Origin of the sequence: Sphaerisporangium sp. NBC_01403, from assembly GCF_045040145.1 — a bacterium.
GTDB lineage: Bacteria > Actinomycetota > Actinomycetes > Streptosporangiales > Streptosporangiaceae > Sphaerisporangium > Sphaerisporangium viridialbum.
The window spans coordinates 4,503,118-4,519,292 of record NZ_CP109534.1 but is presented as its reverse complement, the minus strand read 5'-3'; the positions used below and the strand labels follow the sequence as shown (position 1 = coordinate 4,519,292).

At 69.8% G+C, this 16,175-nt stretch carries 13 protein-coding genes; 2 read left to right on the top strand and 11 right to left on the bottom strand.

Features of this window, described 5'->3' with window-relative positions:
- Positions 1-5: 5 nt before the first annotated feature.
- Both OG589_RS20345 and OG589_RS20340 read right to left on the bottom strand, forming a co-directional pair.
- The gene (locus OG589_RS20345) at positions 6-761 is read right to left on the bottom strand and encodes a response regulator (protein ID WP_405151289.1); all 756 of its coding nucleotides are present in this window, start codon (positions 759-761) and stop codon (positions 6-8) included.
- Positions 758-2,005 (bottom strand): sensor histidine kinase, encoded by a 1,248-nt coding sequence (locus OG589_RS20340; RefSeq protein WP_405151288.1) that lies wholly within the window; start codon positions 2,003-2,005, stop codon positions 758-760. Before OG589_RS20340 ends, OG589_RS20345 begins: the two co-directional genes overlap by 4 nt.
- 235 nt (positions 2,006-2,240) lie before the next feature.
- On the opposite strand from OG589_RS20340, the gene OG589_RS20335 reads away from it, so the two are divergent.
- The gene (locus OG589_RS20335; RefSeq protein ID WP_405151286.1) at positions 2,241-3,023 is read left to right on the top strand and encodes a DUF998 domain-containing protein; all 783 of its coding nucleotides are present in this window, start codon (positions 2,241-2,243) and stop codon (positions 3,021-3,023) included.
- Here OG589_RS20335 and OG589_RS20330 read toward each other — a convergent pair.
- Positions 3,020-4,405: a mercuric reductase gene (locus OG589_RS20330; RefSeq protein ID WP_405151284.1), complete on the bottom strand. Its 1,386-nt coding sequence runs from the start codon at positions 4,403-4,405 to the stop codon at positions 3,020-3,022. The two genes, OG589_RS20335 and OG589_RS20330, sit on opposite strands and share 4 nt — an antisense overlap.
- 875 nt (positions 4,406-5,280) lie before the next feature.
- Here OG589_RS20330 and OG589_RS20325 point away from each other — a divergent pair.
- Positions 5,281-7,344, top strand: a complete 2,064-nt coding sequence (locus OG589_RS20325; RefSeq protein WP_405151282.1) for a S8 family serine peptidase — start codon at positions 5,281-5,283, stop codon at positions 7,342-7,344.
- Positions 7,345-7,395: 51 nt separating this feature from the next.
- Here OG589_RS20325 and OG589_RS20320 read toward each other — a convergent pair whose 3' ends face one another.
- From OG589_RS20320 to OG589_RS20285, 8 genes are all read right to left on the bottom strand, one after another.
- A complete protein-coding gene (locus tag OG589_RS20320) occupies positions 7,396-7,635 on the bottom strand; it encodes a hypothetical protein (RefSeq protein ID WP_405151280.1) in 240 nt (79 codons plus the stop codon).
- Between the two features lie 25 nt (positions 7,636-7,660).
- Positions 7,661-8,122, bottom strand: a complete 462-nt coding sequence (locus OG589_RS20315) for a nucleoside deaminase (RefSeq protein WP_405151279.1) — start codon at positions 8,120-8,122, stop codon at positions 7,661-7,663.
- Positions 8,123-8,299: 177 nt separating this feature from the next.
- Positions 8,300-10,606, bottom strand: coding sequence for a hypothetical protein (locus tag OG589_RS20310; protein ID WP_405151278.1), 2,307 nt, complete (start codon positions 10,604-10,606; stop codon positions 8,300-8,302).
- The gene (locus OG589_RS20305) at positions 10,603-12,330 is read right to left on the bottom strand and encodes an ABC transporter permease subunit (RefSeq protein ID WP_405151276.1); all 1,728 of its coding nucleotides are present in this window, start codon (positions 12,328-12,330) and stop codon (positions 10,603-10,605) included. The genes OG589_RS20310 and OG589_RS20305 overlap by 4 nt, the downstream gene beginning before the upstream one ends.
- Positions 12,330-13,574, bottom strand: a complete 1,245-nt coding sequence (locus OG589_RS20300) for a hypothetical protein (RefSeq protein ID WP_405151274.1) — start codon at positions 13,572-13,574, stop codon at positions 12,330-12,332. The genes OG589_RS20305 and OG589_RS20300 overlap by 1 nt, the downstream gene beginning before the upstream one ends.
- The gene (locus OG589_RS20295; protein WP_405151272.1) at positions 13,558-14,202 is read right to left on the bottom strand and encodes a hypothetical protein; all 645 of its coding nucleotides are present in this window, start codon (positions 14,200-14,202) and stop codon (positions 13,558-13,560) included. Before OG589_RS20295 ends, OG589_RS20300 begins: the two co-directional genes overlap by 17 nt.
- 657 nt (positions 14,203-14,859) lie before the next feature.
- Positions 14,860-15,639: a hemerythrin domain-containing protein gene (locus OG589_RS20290; RefSeq protein WP_405151270.1), complete on the bottom strand. Its 780-nt coding sequence runs from the start codon at positions 15,637-15,639 to the stop codon at positions 14,860-14,862.
- A gap of 217 nt (positions 15,640-15,856) precedes the next feature.
- Positions 15,857-16,114, bottom strand: coding sequence for an STAS domain-containing protein (locus tag OG589_RS20285; RefSeq protein WP_405152082.1), 258 nt, complete (start codon positions 16,112-16,114; stop codon positions 15,857-15,859).
- Positions 16,115-16,175: the final 61 nt, after the last annotated feature.

Genomic DNA, 16,175 nt, shown 5'->3' with positions numbered 1-16,175 from the left:
ATGCGTCACGCGGGTGAGCGTGGAGCATCTTTCGCTCCGACCGGTGTGACGAGGCCGGTCTCGTAGGCCAGCACCACGGCCTGAACCCGATCCCGCAGGTGGAGCTTGCCTAAGATGTGCCCAACGTGGGTCTTGATCGTATGCTCGGACACGACGAGTTCGGCCGCGATATCCGCGTTGGTAAGGCCTTTGGCGACAAGGGTGAGGACCTCCGTCTCTCGTGGGGTCAGGTCGGCCAGCCGCTCCGGGCGCACCGGCGGTGTCGACCGGTCAGCTCGGATGAAGTCGGCGATGAGCCGCTTGGTCACGGCTGGGGCCAGCAGAGAATCGCCCGCGGCGACGACCCGCACGGCTGTGACCAGTTCGGTCGCGGTGGCGTCTTTGAGGAGGAATCCGCTGGCGCCCGCGCGGAGCGCCTGGTAGACGTACTCGTCGAGGTGAAAGGTGGTCAACACCAGCACCTTGAGCGGCTGGTTGGCCGGCGGCTCGAGACCCGCCGAGAAGTCCAACGCCGGTTCGTCGTGCGTGGACCGCTCGAGCAACCGGCGGGTCGCCTCCAGCCCGTCCAGCTTCGGCATCCGGATGTCCATCATCACCACATCCGGTCGCTCACCCCGCCGGCTCAGCTCCGCGATCGTCGCCAGCGCCTCCACACCGTCCCCGGCGGTCCCCACCACTGAAAGATCCGGCTGCGCGTCCAGCAGGAACGTGAATCCTTCCCGCACCATGGCCTGGTCGTCGACGATGAACACCCGCGTCACCACAGTGCGCCACAGTGGTCGGTGGTGACCGGCACTGCGGCGCTGACAGTGAACCCGCCGTCCGGTCGTGTCTCAGCGGCCAACTCGCCACGCACGATCGCTATCCGTTCACGCATCCCCGCGAGACCGTGCCCGGACCCCGCTGGTGCCAGCCGGGTGGGCCGGGGCGGCGGTTCGTTGTCCACCCTGATCCGCACCTGGTCCGCCGCGTGCCGCAGCTCGACCCGCACCGGCGCTCCCGGGGCGTGCCGCCGCGCGTTGCTCAGGGCCTCCTGTACCACTCGATACAGGACGAGGCCAACGGTGGGCGGCACCGGGTGGGGGTTCCCGTGCACCGTCAGCGTCGCCGGCACGCTGGAGGAGTGAGCCTCGGCCACCAGGGCTTCGATGTCACCCAGGCCGGGCTGCGGTGTGAGGTCCACTTCGTCATCGTCGCGGCGCAGGACGCCAAGGAGCTGGCGGGTCTCGTTGAGCGCCTGCCGGGTGGCGTCGCCCACCGCGGCGAACTCAGCGCGCACCGGATCATCATCCGGCGCCGACCGCAGGCCGGCCAACCGGTATGGCGCGGTCTCCGTCCGCACCGCGATAAGGGACAAATGGTGCGCGATGATGTCATGCAGCTCACCGACGATGCGGGCCCGCTCCTCCAGCACGGCCCGCCGGGTCTGCTCCTCGGCCACCGACCGATTCACCATGTCAAGTTGCTGTTCGATCCGGTCCTGCCGGCCGACGCCCAGGCCGGCCAGCGTGGCGGCGCCTACCGCCAGAATTCCCGATATCACGGCTCCGGACAGCGGCCCGGTGCCGACCGCCACCCCTGCTGGGACGACCAGCAGGAGGCTGACCCCGGCGACGGCCAGGTCGCAGGGCAACGGACAGCGCGCGATCGTCATCATCAGGACCGGGAGATACAGCAGCATTCCGGGTGTCCAGGGTGACCCAAGGTCGCGCCCGCCACCCCCGTGGGCGAGCACCGCCGCAACGGCCAGTGTCAGCACGGTGCCCACGACGGTAAGCCGCCAGGCCATCAGCGGGCGGCGCCGCATGATCAAAACCGGAATCATGTGAAGCAGGACGACGACCGGCACCACCGCGCCCCCGTAATCGGGGAGATACCCGTTGCTGACCTCGCCCGCGAACAGCGCTGCCACCGCTACCACGAGCAGCACCCGCTGGGCATACCGTCTCCGGCCGGTGCCCCAGGCGGACGGCGCCAGGTCCCGGTCCCTCCCGGTGATCAGCACGTATCGCACCGCGTACCCTGCCCGGCCGGCAAACCCGCCGAGACCAGCCCCGCCTACCGTGCTGTCCACACCGGCCAGGCTAACCAGCGGAAGACCCGTCCGCATCGCTCCGTGGGGCGATCCTCACCATCACCATCAGGTCGCATATCGGCCGCGCAGGCGGCGACGGGGATGAGGCGGAAGATCAATCAGCAGACCGACGCTGATGAGTCCCCGCAACTCCCAGCCTTGCCGCATGGGTACCGCAGAGCTGACATCCTCGCCCGCCCGGTCAAACGCAACCGCCATCGCCGATCCCTCCCCGCGCCGCCTCGCTCGGATGCTTGCCGGCTTCGGGTCACTGTGGATCGCTTGCGCGCTCGCGACCGCGCTCGCCAGCGAACTGGGCCGGCCGGGCGGCATCGACCTGATCCGCCCCACCTTCAGCGAGCTGATCTTCACCGACCTCGGCGCGCGCCTGGTTGGCATCAGTATGGTCGCGCTCGCCTCCGCATCGATCTGCATCGCTTTCGCGCTGATCGACCTGCAAGCGCCGGCCGACCGCCTCGCCTGGGTGCTGATCGCCGGCTGGACCGGCGCTCTGGTGCTGGCCGCGATCTTCCCAATGTCGCCGGTGGGAGCGCTGCCGACCTGGTCTGACGCATTGCACCGTTACACAGCACTTGTCGGGTTCGTCTGCCTGCCGGTGGCCGGGCTCCGGCTGGCCCGTCGATTCCGAACCGATCCCCACTGGCGATCGACGGTAGCCCTCGTCCGACTGCTCTCCACGGCGAGCCTCCTCGGCATCGCCGCGTTCGTTGCCACATTCATCCCGACCAATGACCCTATGTGGCTGCTTGGCGCACGGCAGTACAGCGGCATCACCGAACGCCTACCGCTGGCCACCAACATCGCGTTGCTGGCCACACTGGCGGCGGCAGTACTGCATGCCGCCGCTCCGCCTGGAGCGCGGCGAAGGTGTGGTGGGTGTGGCGCAGCACCGGGTCCCGGACGTGGGCAAGACAACGCGCCGTCTTAGGCGTCGAACATCGCGAAGAGGGTGTTGAGGCCTTCCGCCAGGAGCGGGTGCGTGAAGATCGCGTCCGCCAAGGCGGTGTAAGTGAGCTTGCCCAGCATGGCGACCTGGATCATGGTCAATATCTCGCCGCCTTCACTGCCGAGGACCGCGCAACCCAGGATCCGCCCGCTGTCCGCGTCGACGACGGCCTTCATGAAGCCGCGCGTCTCCCCGGTCTCGATGGCCCGAATGACGGCGCTCATCGGGAGCTTCGCCACCCGGATCGCGCGTCCTTGCGCCTTGGCCTCACGCTCGGTCATGCCGGCGCGGCCAAGCTGCGGGTCGATGAACACCGTGTACGGGACGATCCGGTCCCGCGTGCTCGCCTTCTCGCCCCTGATGAGGTTGGCGTGCAGGATGCGGTAATCGTCGTAGGAAAGGTGGGTGAAGGCCGGGCCGCCCTTGACATCCCCCATCGCGTAGACGCTGGGGATACTGGTTTCCAGGTACTCGTCGACCTCGATGAAGCCGTGATCGTTGACACGGATGCCGGCCGCCTCGAGGGTGAGCGCCTCGGTATTCGGGATGCGGCCGATGGCCGACAGCAGATGCGAGCCTTCGAACTGTCGCTCACCGTCCTCCGTGCGAACGGTGAGGCGCAGGCCGCCGTCGACCGACTCAACCCGGACCGGCGTCGACGAGATCAGGACCGTGATCCCGTCATCGCGCAAGATAGCGGCGACCTCGTCCGAGACGTCCTCGTCCTCGAGCATCATCAGACGCGCCGCGCTTTGGATGATGGTCACCTCGCTGCCGAACCGGCGGAACATCTGCCCGAACTCAAGCCCGATGTAGCCGCCACCGAGGATGATCAGGTGCTCCGGGAGTTCGTCCAACTCCATGATCGATGTTGAATCGAGCACGGGGACGTCGCCCGCGCCGCTGATCGCCAGCGGCTTGGGCCGGGCACCCGTGTCGATGACGACCACCGGCGCGCTGATCTGCCGCGTCCCGCCGTCCGTCAAAGCGATCTCGACCGTCCTCGGCCCCGTGAAATGGGCCTCGCCTTCGATCACGTCAAGCCCGTCCTGCGCCAGACGGCTCACGTAGTTCTGTCGCGCACCGGCGACCATGGCCCGTTTACGCTCGCGCACCGCGGCCAGGTCCACCGATACCGAACCAATACGCACGCCGTACTCCGTGCCGCGGCGCGCTTGGTAGGCGAGGCGCGCGCTGGCGACCATCGTCTTGGTCGGGGTGCACCCCGTGTTGACGCAGACGCCGCCGAGCTGGTCGCGCTCGGCCAGCGCCACCTTCTGGCCCGCCTTCGCCAGCTCGACGGGCAGGAACCGGCCGCCCTGGCTGGTCCCTATCACGATCGCGTCGTAGCGCTCATCGGCCATTGCGTCTTCTCCCCGCGCCGTCTTCCGCATGCGTCACCAGCTGTCGTACGCCCCGGCGGATCAGTTCTCCTTAGCGAAAAGCCGGTTGCGCGCAGCGAGCCACTGTTCGCGTGTACCGGTCTTGTCACTGATCATGGTTCCTCCCCCGGGCTACCGCGGTTGATAGTGGGTTGAGACACCGTGGGCGGCACGAACTGACCGATGACCGTCCGGCCTGATCGGTGTCACTACTTCTCGTACCCACCCGCGGGGCGCAGGGCCGCTGGCGGGGAGCCCACGCCCCCGTCTCCACCAGACCTTTGCCCGCTTGCGCGCGATGTACCAGCCGAGTTGGGCCAAATTGGTGCGCAGGCCGTACCCGCCACACCGGGCGTCTGACGACAGCCATGACGACAACGACGACACACAACAGCACATGGACACCGGCCGGGATCGCGGGCGGGGTCGACCAGGTCGACCAGGTCGACCACTGAGGCGGTACGGCGGGTGGTGGCGCGGTCAGGGTTTGCGCGCGAGGCCGCCGGCGCAGGCCACCATGCCGCTTGAACTGCATGGATGAGGTATTCGGCAGGCGCACAGACCACCCACGCGCAGGCGGCCTGATCACCATCAGTGATCGAACAGAGCCCCGCAGGATCTCTGCGGAGCCGCACTAGGACGCCCTAATAGTTGACCAACGTCCGCCGCGCCGTACCCGCACGGTGATACGTCCGATTCCCCGACAGATACGGACATGTCACACGTTGGTCGCAAATTTCCACCGAGCTATGACAAAAGCGAAAAATCTCGTAAACATGATCAACGCCCTCTCGGGGTCCACATGGAGGGCACTCAAGATCTTGTGGCCACCCCCACACTTTTCCGAAAGGCCTGGAATGAACTCTAGGTCGGGCAGACATGCCCTCGCCATCACAGCAGCAACCGCCGTCATCGCCGCGATCGGTGCGGTCCTCACACCGACCGCGGCGGTGGCGGACACGGTCGGCCCTAACCTCAGCTACGTCGTCAACGCCGTCGACAAGGGACACACGGCGGGTGCCGCCGCCGCGGCGACCGAGGCCGGCGGGCAGGTCATGATCTCGTACGCGCAGATCGGCGTGGTCATCGCGCGCTCCACCGACCCCTCGTTCGCCCAGAACGTGAAGACCGTCGCGCACGGCGACGCCGTCCTCTCCGCGGGAGCGACCCGGACCGCGGCCCTGCCCGCCATGGCCGAGAACACCGAAGAACTCGACGAGTACGTGCCGGACGCTCTGGAGAACGCGACCCGCCAGAGCGACATGATTCTCATCGGCGCGCGCGCGGCCCACGGGGTCGACCTGGGTAGCCCCACGGTCACCGTCGGCGTTCTGGACGACGGAATCGACGCCAATCACCAGGACCTCGCCCCGGTGGTGGACCAGTCGAAGTCGGTGAACTGCGTGGGGACCGGCGCCCCGGACACCACGCCGGGCGCGTGGCGGCCTACCAGCGTCACCGCCGATTACCACGGAACGCACGTGGCCGGGACCATCGCCTCGGCGAAGAACGGCGTCGGCATCGTCGGTGTCGCGCCCGGCGTCAAGCTCGCCTCCATCAAGGTCGTCAACTCTAGTGGCTTCATCTACCCGGAGTACGCGATCTGCGGCTTCATCTGGGCAGCCGAGCACGACATCCAGGTGACGAACAACAGTTACTACATCGACCCGTGGCTGTACTGGTGCGAGAGCCAGGCCGACCAGGCACCGGTCGTCGAGGCGGTCCGGCGCGCGGTGAACTACACCACCGGGCACGGCATCCTGAACGTGGCGGCGGCGGGCAACGAGAACCAGGACCTCGCCATCAAGACGGTCGACACCACCAGCCCGGACGACACCACCCCGGTGCGGCGCACCCTCGACCCCAGCTGCATCGACCTGCCGGGCGAACTGCCCGGCGTGGTGACGGTGTCGTCCGCCACCCAGCCCACCGCCCCTGCCTCCGCCGTCGGGCCGTGGTACCCGGGCCTGACCGCGCAGCCGGCCCGATCGTCGTTCTCCAGCTTCGGGCTCGGGATCGTGGACGTGGCCGCCCCCGGATCGAGCATCTATTCCACCTCGCCCTCGAGCGGGGTGAGCAGTTACCGGACGCTGTCCGGCACCTCGATGGCCTCGCCGCACGTGGCGGGCGTCGCCGCGCTGCTGGTGTCGAAGCATCCCGGAGCTACCCCCGACTACGTCGCCGAACTGCTACGCAAGCAGGCCATTCCGCTCGCCTGTCCCACCTCCGGCACCGATTTCATCCAGGGTCGGTGCAAGGTTGACCCGGCGCACCCCGCAGTCAACGGTTTCTTCGGGTACGGCCTCGTCAACGCCTACAAGGCGGTCACCGAGGCCGAGGACGTGACACCGCCCACCGTCACGGTTACCGGAGTCAGCCAGGGCGAGCAGATCGTCCTTGGTAAGCCGGTGGCTCCTGCCTGCTCGACGACCGACGATGACAGCGGCGTGGCTCAGCCCGCCACGCTGTCCGTCATCGGTGGACCCACGGTGAACTACTTCACCGCCACCTGCTCCGGCGGTCGGGACCGTGCCGGCAACCGGGCCGCCCAGGTCAGCGTCACCTACCAGGTGGTCTTCGACTGGCGGAACTTCGGGGCGCCGGTCAGCGTCGACAAGGTCAACGTCGTGAAGGCCGGCAGCGCCGTTCCGATCAAGTTCGGCCTCGGTGGCGACCAAGGGCTCGCCATCTTCGCGGCGGGCTTCCCCGCGCTGCGCGCGACGGCGTGCGACACCTCGGCTCCGCGGGAGGTGGCCGAGCAGACGGTCACCGCGGGTTCGAGCTCCCTGACGTACGACCCGGTTGCCAAGCAGTACCAGTACGTCTGGAAGACGGAGAAGTCCCTGGCGAAGACGTGTGGGCGCCTGGAGGTCACGTTGACCGACGGCACCACCCACACGGCGAACTTCATGTTCTCCTAGAATCCGCCTCCGGCGGCGGCCCGGGGCAGGCGCCCTGGGCCACCGCCGGATCTACAGGTCGGCGACTTGCGAGGCGGCCAGCGGCGCGGGGCCGGCGTCCAACATCTCGACGGCTGGCTCGCGCGGCTGCGACGGGATCTTCTGGTGGCCGGGGGATACCGACGACGAACCGGGTGTGGCCGCTTCCCGCGCCTGGACCCCGCCCGCGCGATCCCCTTCGACCCAGGCCGACCCCGCGCTGCTGTGCCCAGTGGGCTGCCGGATGCGCGCCTGGCCGGCCCCTGCTTCCACCACTCACATGTGGAGCGGACCGGTCTCACGCGTCCTGTCCGATGTCCTCGTTCCACAGGTCCGCGTTGGCGGCAATGAACTCGGTCATGAGCGTGACGCACTCCTCGGAGTCGAGGACGAGCACGTCCACGCCGCTCCCGGCGAGCCATTCGTGCTGCCCGGTGAAGGTACGGCTCTCGCCGACGACCAGGCCGGTGATGCCGAACTGGCGGATCAGCCCGCTGCAGTACCAGCAGGGCGACAGCGTCGTCACCATCGTGGTTCCCCGGTAGGTCCGCTGGCGGCCGGCGGCGCGGAAGGCGGCCGTCTCGCCGTGGACCGACGGGTCGCCGTCCTGGACGCGACGGTTGCGGCCCCGGCCGAGCAGCCGGCCGTCCGCCGCGAACAGCGCGGCGCCGATCGGGATGCCGCCCTCGGCGTACCCCGCTCTGGCCTCTTCGAGCGCCACGCTCAGCATGGCGTCCGGACTGACAACGTTGCTGGTCATGAACCCACTATCCCCGCCAAAGCGACCGCGAGCACACCCCGGCTCTCCGCCGCTCGGGGCTCCAGCGGTGTCACGCGTGCGAGGCGCCGTGCGCAGACACCCCCGGCCGGCGCGCGAGCCTTGCGAGGCGTCGTGCGCAAACCGGCCGGGGTCGGTCGCGGGGCCACTTCCGGTGGGCTACGGCCCGGAGGGGAGCCCGTCCAGCTCAAGCAGGCGGCGCCGTATCTCGGTGACCTGGAGCGGCTCGGCGATCCCGTCCCACGGGGAGAGCGCGTCCAGCCCCTTGTCGCGCTGCGCCCTGGCGTTCCGCGGCTCCGCCGTCGCCAGGCGCAGCCGCGCCAGCGCGGTGGTCACCCCGGTCGCCGGGAGCCGCCGCAGCGCCGACCGGAGAAGCCTCGCGGCCTCCTTGCGTCTGGTCTCCGGCAGCGTGGCCGCCTGGTGTACCTGGCAGCGTGCCTGGCCGATGGTGTCACCTGACCGCGCGTACAGCTGGACCGCCTTCTTCCAGCCCGCCGTGGCGTCGTGCGCCCGGTCGAGGTACCAGTTGACGAGCGCGAGCAGCTCGCGGGCGTGGGCCTCGGCGTTTACGTCGCCCGCGTGCCGCGCGATGTGGAGCGCATGCACCAGCGTGCCCAGCGCGTCGGTGTACAGGCGGTTCGCCTCGTCCGTCCGGCCCTGCGAGGCGCTCACCTGCCCCCGGCGTATCTGCAGGACCGCCAGGTTGATCCATCGGGTGGCCTGCCCCGCGGCGTCGCCCCCCGGTAGGGCCTGGCCGTACCGGACCAGGGAGGCTTCGACGGCGGCGAACTCGTCGCCGGTCGCGAGCAGCGTCGCCGCGCGGGCCAGGTGGATCTGCGCCGGCCAGGACTCGACGCCCTCGCGTAGCCCCGCGGCGCTGTCGAGGTGCTCCTGCGCCGCGCCCGGCTCGCCGAGCACCAACGCGATCAGGCACAGGCGCAGCTCGGCGGTCGCCCGTACGTCGGCGTCGCCCAGCGCCTTGGCCGCGGACGCCAGGGCGCGGGCGGCCTCGCGGCGCTCCTTGTGGCGCTGTTCCAGCAGGAACCACACCTCCAGGGCGTCCGCGATCCGCCACAGCGGACCCGCGGCCCAGGCGGCAGGCCGGCGTGTCCGCAGTATCTGCAGCAGCGCCTTGTCCTCGACCTCGAACCAGTCGCGGGCCTCCTGCCTCGGGAGTAACTCGGCGAAGGAGTCCGCCCGGTCGGCGAAGCGCTCCACCAGGCGCTGCCACGCCGCCTTCCACTCGTCGTCCGGCGCGGTCACGATCGCGCGGGCGGCCTCCACCACCCGGATCCGGGACTCACGGACCTTCTCCACCAGGCCGTGGTGGCTCAGCTCCTCCATCGCCTGCTCCACCTCGCGCATGGACACGCCCGCGAGCGCGGCGGCCGCGTCGCCGCCGAGCTCGGCGATCGGCGCGCGCGCCAGCAACGCCAGCAGACGGTGCGCCGCCGGCCTCACCCGCCGCACCTGCATGTCGAGCAGCACCTGGAGGGTGCGGTCGTGCGCGCCCTGTTCCAGGTCGGCCACGAGTGTGGCTATCGTGACGTGCGGATTCTTCGCCAGCCAGCGGCCGATTCCGACCGCGATGGCGGGCCTGCGCAGGAACAGGCCCGCGAGCCTGCCGGTGGCCGAGGGATCGGCCTCGACGCGGTCCGTGGCGATCTGGGAGCGCAGCAGCGCCACGCCGTCGCGGGGGTCCAGGAGGCCGACCTGCACGACGGCGACGCCCGTCGGGACCGGGTCGTCCGCGCCGGCCTTCGGATCGCCCGCGATGATCACCCAGCTTCCCGGCACGCGGCGGGGAAGCCACTCCACCTGACTCCACCGTTCGACGTTGTCCAGCACGAGCACGCCGCCGGCGTCCCGGAGTGCGGCGAAGACCTCCTGCCCGGCCTCCTCGGGGTCGTCGATCGACCCCAGTGGGTGGCCGAGCGTGCGCAGGACCCGCTCGATCACGCTCGTGGTGTCCTCGGGCTCGTCGCGGTCCTGCCCGCGAAGGTCGGCGTAGTACTGCCGGTCGGTCTCGGGCGCCAGCCTCCACGCGGCGTTGACGGCCAGCGCGGAGGTGCCTATGCCCGCCACGCCCCGCACCACGACAAACCCCCGGTCGACGGCGCGGTCGATCACTTCGCCGAGCTCGGCGTCCCTTCCGATCAGCGGCTCGACGCGTGAGGGAAGCCCCTGAGGGGAGCTCGGCGGCGGCGGCACCTTCTCGCGTGAGCGGAGCCATTTGATGGCAAGCAGGAACAGGGCCCCGCCGATGAGGAGCCAGACCGGGATCAGCGGCCTGAAGAAGGCGAGTGCCAGGTCCATGAGCGCGGCCCCGCCGACCGAGGAGCCGAAGGCGATGGCCAGAACCAGGAGCTCGTTGCGGTTCTTCGGTAGTGCCGAGCGCAGCGCGGCCACCCACGGCTTGGACTTCCGGGGCGGCCCTTCGGGGGGCGCGGTCGCGGGTGAGCTCATCGGCGCACTCCCTGTGTCAGTCCCTTGACCAGCCATCGCCCGGTCGCCGCGAGCAGCAGCACCGGCACCGCGGTCAGTACGACCCCCTGCGCGGCGAGCGCGCCCGCGGACGTCGCGAACTGCCGCGCCTGCTGGAGCAGGACCAACGGAGCCTGGTCGGCCGCGGGCCAGCTCAGCAGCAGGCCCATCACCAGGTCGTTCCACGCGAGCACGAACGCGAGCACCGCCACCGTGACCACGGCGGGCCCGCTCTCGGCCGTCATCTGGAACATCGCGGAACGCCCCTGGGCGAGCGGACGCAGGACCACCGGGCGGGGCACCGACATGAAGGCGGTGCGCAGCAGCAGCACGCCCAGCGGGAGCACCAGCGCGGCGTGGACCAAGCTGAGGATCACGGTGCTGCCCAGCCACGTGCCCAGCGCCGTCCCGAGCGGCACGGCCAGCACCTGCGGCGGCAGTACCGCGAGCACGACCGCCACCGCAGCGACGCCTCGCCGCGTGCGCCGGGGCAGCTGGCCGGGCGTCAGCGCGTACGCGGCCGGCACGGCGAGCAGCACCACCAGAACGGAGACCAGCAACGCCCGCTGCGCCGACGCCCCGAGCGCGTCGGCGAAGGCGCCGTCCGCGAACGCCTCGCCGTACGACCCGGGACCGTAGCCTCCGGTCCACCAGCCCGAGGTGGCCGCCGCGTCAGGAGATCGCCACGAGGTGAGAAGGAGCGTGACGAAGGGGAACGCCCACACCACGGTCACCACCGCTGAGATGAGCCGTACGGCCCATCTCGGCCGCCCCGGCGCCGGGGCCCGCCCGCCCTCCTGGGGGCGTACCGCCTCCGGCCAGTCACGGCGCAGCCGCCACAGCACGAGCGTCACCACCGCGACCGCCAGCGCCGTCAACAGGATCGCGAGCGCCGACGCCCGCCCGTCGCCGAGATCGTCGCGGTGACGCCACCAGAAGAGCCCCACGACGTCGACCTCGGCCTGAACCGAGCCGGGCGCGCCGATCAGGACCAGGTCGAACACGCGGGCCGCCGCCGTGAGCACGACCAGCATCACGAGCGCCGCGGTCGGGAACAGGGCGGGGAGCACCACCGTGCGCAGCCGGCGGAGCATCCCGGCGCCGAGGACGCGGGCCATGCGCAGCAGGTCCGCCGGCACGTTGGCCAGGCCGACGTGGAACACCAGGAACGCCAGCCCCGTCCACTGCCACACGAACGCAAGGCCGAGGACCAGCCAGATCCAGCGGGTGCCGAGCATGATCGGGCCACCGGGCAGCAGGGCGCTCGCCACACCTCGGGCGGGATCGGCGTCGAAGATCAGGCGGAAGGCCACACCGGCTGTCAGCGGCGAGGTGACGGTGGGCAGGCCCAGCACGACCAGGAGCAGGCGTCGTGTGCGCGGCCCGGCGTCTCTGGCGAGCCATGCCAGCCCGAGACCGACGCCGCAGACCACCAGCGCGAGCGCGAGCCAGACGGCGTTGTGGAGCAGGGCCACCCAGACGTCCCGATCGGTCAGGACCTGCTGGTAGTCGGCTCCGACAGGAGCACGGGTCACGCTCGTCACGAGGGTGGCGGCCAGGGGCGCGAGCAGCACGGCGGCCGTGAGCAGGACCGCGGGCAGCAGATATCCCCATGCCGTCCACCGGCTCGGTCCGTGCCACCTGGCCGGTGCGCGCGTGTCGTGACGCGGCGCCACCTCGAACAGGAAGGAATCACCGGCCGCCACTACGAACCCCCCGCCTCGCTCAGCGCGGTCAACGCGTTCATCGCGCGGCCCACGGCCGTGTCGGGCTTTTCATCGCCGACGGTGACCGAGGCGAACAACTCGGTCAGCACCCGCCACAGGCCCTGGCCGTCGCCGCCCGCCAGTGGGCCGGTGAGCTGATCGGAGAGGTCGAACTCGACGTTGCCGCGCACCTGCTGCGCAAGCTCCTTGAGCTGATCCGGGTAGTCCTGGTCGTACCGCGGGTTGAGCGACAGGAAGCCCCCGGCGCCGGCCCACTTGCCGAGCCGGGTGGCCTCGTTTCCGGTCAGCCTCTCGAGCAGCTGCCTGCCGCGCTCTCCGCTGGACTTCAGCGCCACCACGGCGTCGCCCCCGACCAGCACGGGCGGTTGCGGGCCGCCGTGCCCGGGGAAGAGGAAGTGCTTCGCCGGAGGCGGCTCCCCCTGTGGGCGGGGCGTGTAGCGGTCGATGACCGGCCAGGCGAAGTCGCCCGCGGCGACCATGTCCGCGCGGCCGTACCGGAAGACGTCGAGCACCGACTCGTGGAACTGGGTGGCCAGGGCCCGCCTGCCTCCTCCAGGGAGAAGATTCTTGATGGACCACAGCCTGGCCAGGCAGCAGAGCGCATGTCTCACGGATGCGCTGGACCAGAGCGTGGGCTGGTCGTTCAGTCTTCTGTACGTGTCGCGGTCGATGCCGACGAGGACGTTCTCGAACCAGTCGCTGAGCACCCAGCCGTCGGCGGCCCCGATGGCGAGTGGCGGATGCCCGCACTTGGCCCGCGCCTCGCACGTTCGCACCCACGCGTCCCAGTTGGCGGGCGGCTGCGTAGGGGGCCCCTGCCGGTACCACACCAGTGACTTGTGCGCGACCTTGAACCACGCACCCTTGACCGACCCGTCGTTCTCGTTCCACAGGAGGCGAGGCCAGAAGGAAAGGTCGTCCGGGGAGGAAATCGTCTGCAAGCGATCGCGGATGGCTTTGTCCTGCACCAGCCCCGGCCGGGACACTATCGCGACGTCGGGCGTGGCCGCCGGGGCCACCGGGTTTCTGAGCAGGGCGGCGATGTTGTCCCCCGCCGAGTACACGATGGTGTTGGGCTCGTCCAGGACCTCGCGGAAGCGGCTCAGCTCCCAGCCGCTCCACACCACCGCGATCCGCAGCGGGGCCTCGCCGCCGCACCCGGCGAGCCCCGCGGCCGCCAGGCCCGACAGCACGGCGAGCGCCCGCCTACGATCCATCGGCATCGACGACCTCCCAGGAGCCGGTGGGCGTGCGGAGCGTCTCCACCCGGTGCCTGTCATCGCTCACCACCAGGACCGGCAGGTCGGGATAGGCCTTCAGGCTCTCGCTCACCGCCGCGTGACAAGGGGTGTATCCGGCGCGGTCCTCGATCACCACGGCCCGCGCCGCCTGCCAGTGACACATCGCGCGGGCGAGCGCCACCCGGAGCCTTTCGTCGGGGGAGAGCTCGTGGGGCCGCCATGCGAGGAACCCCTGGAGGTTGAGCCGCCCGGCCACGTAGTTCACCTGCCCTTTGTGGAAGCCGCCGCCGCGGGGGCCGCGCAGCCCGAACGCGATGTTCTGCTCGACCGTCAGGTGGGGGATCAGGCCGCCGCCCGCGGGAACCAGGGCGATGCCGCGCGCATCGGCGGGCAGCGAGATGATCTCGCGTCCGGCGATCCGTATCCTGCCCCTGAGCGGCCACGCCTGTGCGAGCAGCACGTCGGTGAAGGCCTCCGCGTCGGCGGCGTCGCCCGCCAGCACGACCGCGGTCTCTCCGGCCTCCACGACCAGCGGGTCGGGCTTCAGTGCCCGAAGGTCACCGCCATGTTCCCAGGTGAGCCCGTCGAGCTGAAGCTGTAGTCCGGGCACGGATTCATCAGCTCCGGCGAATGGGGGGTTTTCTGTTTTGTATAGCGTAACCGCCGGTGGTCGAATTCTCTCCCGCGAATCGATTTCTACGCCCCGCGGACACCGGAATTCGTACGGTGCGCCCTCCTCAGGGCGTACGCGGAGCGGGGGAGATGCGCGGGGATCGCCGGTGACGGACGGACGCTCAACGGGCCACCGACCGGCTCGCCTCGTCTTTGGAGATGTCGTACGACGCCCCGCAGAAGGCGCACTGTATTCCATACTTCGTCCGAACCGGAAACAGGGGGACGAAGAACAGGGTGAATTTGGTCGCGTGCCAAACTGGCGACCTCGCGTAATCAGGTGTCGCCTATTCGATGAGTCTGAACCTGATGTCTGTCACAGAGAGTGGCCGTCGCCTGGAGCGTCGGCGGCGATACGCCAAGCAGTACAGAACAGGCCGGCCCAGCCGTGGCAGATGCTGGTGTTGTTGATCTGAGCGAGCTGTTGCGGGTCGGACAGGCACCCCAGTACGGCAGCTTCAGCTAGGCAGGTCGCCGGTTGCTTGGCCGGCCAATTGCATGGCGCGGGCCTGGCCGGGGTGCCGTAAGACACAACGTCCCGCCGGGCTGGCGTCGGTTGGGAGAGTCGGTGTCGAGGGGGAGAGAACGCAAGAGGTCAGCGGGCTGAGGTTCGGCCGTGTCGGTGGCGGGGGGATGACTTTCGGGGGGTGAACTGGGACAGGTCGTGGATGTGCAGGGCCTTTTCTATGTCGGCGACCCGATGGACCACGGCGGTGAAGCCGCGTTGGCCGAAACGGCGGTGCTCCTCGGCCTCGAAGACCTCACCCAGGCGGGCGAACTCCCTGGCGGGCGTCACCTTGCGGAAGACGGGGAACACCACGGTGTCCTCCCGGGCCTCGTGGGGCTCGTACATGCGGATGAAGGCGGCCATGTCGGAGACCAAGGCGTGGCGCTGGTGGGCCGAGGCCTTGGAATGGTGGGTGGCGGCAAGGATGCGGGCGGTCACCTCGCGTCCCCGCTTGTGCTGCAGTTCCAGGACCGAGACCGTGTGACGGAGTCTGCCGGCCTCGCGCAGGCGCGGGAAGACGTACTTCTCTTCCAGGTACTCGTGGTAGCGCTCGATGAAGTCGCGGATGATGCGGGCCGCGGCGTGCAACGGCTGGACGGGCACCTGCTCGCCGCGCTGGATCCGCCGGATCCCCTCCCGGTACACCAGCAGGATGCTCTTCAGCACCCCGTGCTCCCGCATGAGGTCCTCCGGAGGAGTCACCCCCGGCTTGTGCCCATGCCCGTGGACCTGCGAAGGGGACGCCGCCGCGAGAGCCGGGGTGTCGGATCCGGGATAGACGGCGAGGGGCACCGCGCCGGCCAGGGCGACGGTGGACAGGCTTAGCAGGTCACGGCGGCTCACCGCCGACGAGTGATGATCTTCCACAATATCTCCGTTTTGCCCGGTTCTCAGGTTTCACCGCACGCACCCGCGTGTGCACGGGAGAGGTCCCCCGTCCCGCTGGGCCCCACGCCGACACGTGGGTAAATGCTTGATCTGCGGCATTGCCTCCGACTCCTCCTGCCTCGGGTCATGTGGCTTCGCGGCCGTGACCGGATCAGGCGGGCGTCGCGCGAGCAGCGCGTTGGCCGTGATCGAGCCGTCAATGACGTATCGGACGCGTCCGACGCGTCATTTCCGGGTCCTGTGCGGCATTACGGTCGATACATGAACAAGGCAGAACTGATCGAAGAGGTCGGCAAGCGCCCCGGAGCCGATCAAAAGAGCGCATGATATCGGACGGTGCCGCAGCTATTAATAGGCGCCCCTCGTGACGGTTCAGTCGCTTCACCGCAGCGATAACAGCGCTAAGCCCCGCCTCGTCGTAAGAGCTTAATTTTCCGATGTCAAGGACGAGCAGTGGAGGAGAGAGTCCATTTATGGCCGAGACGATAGGTCGGCAATCTTGATCTTGTCCCGTC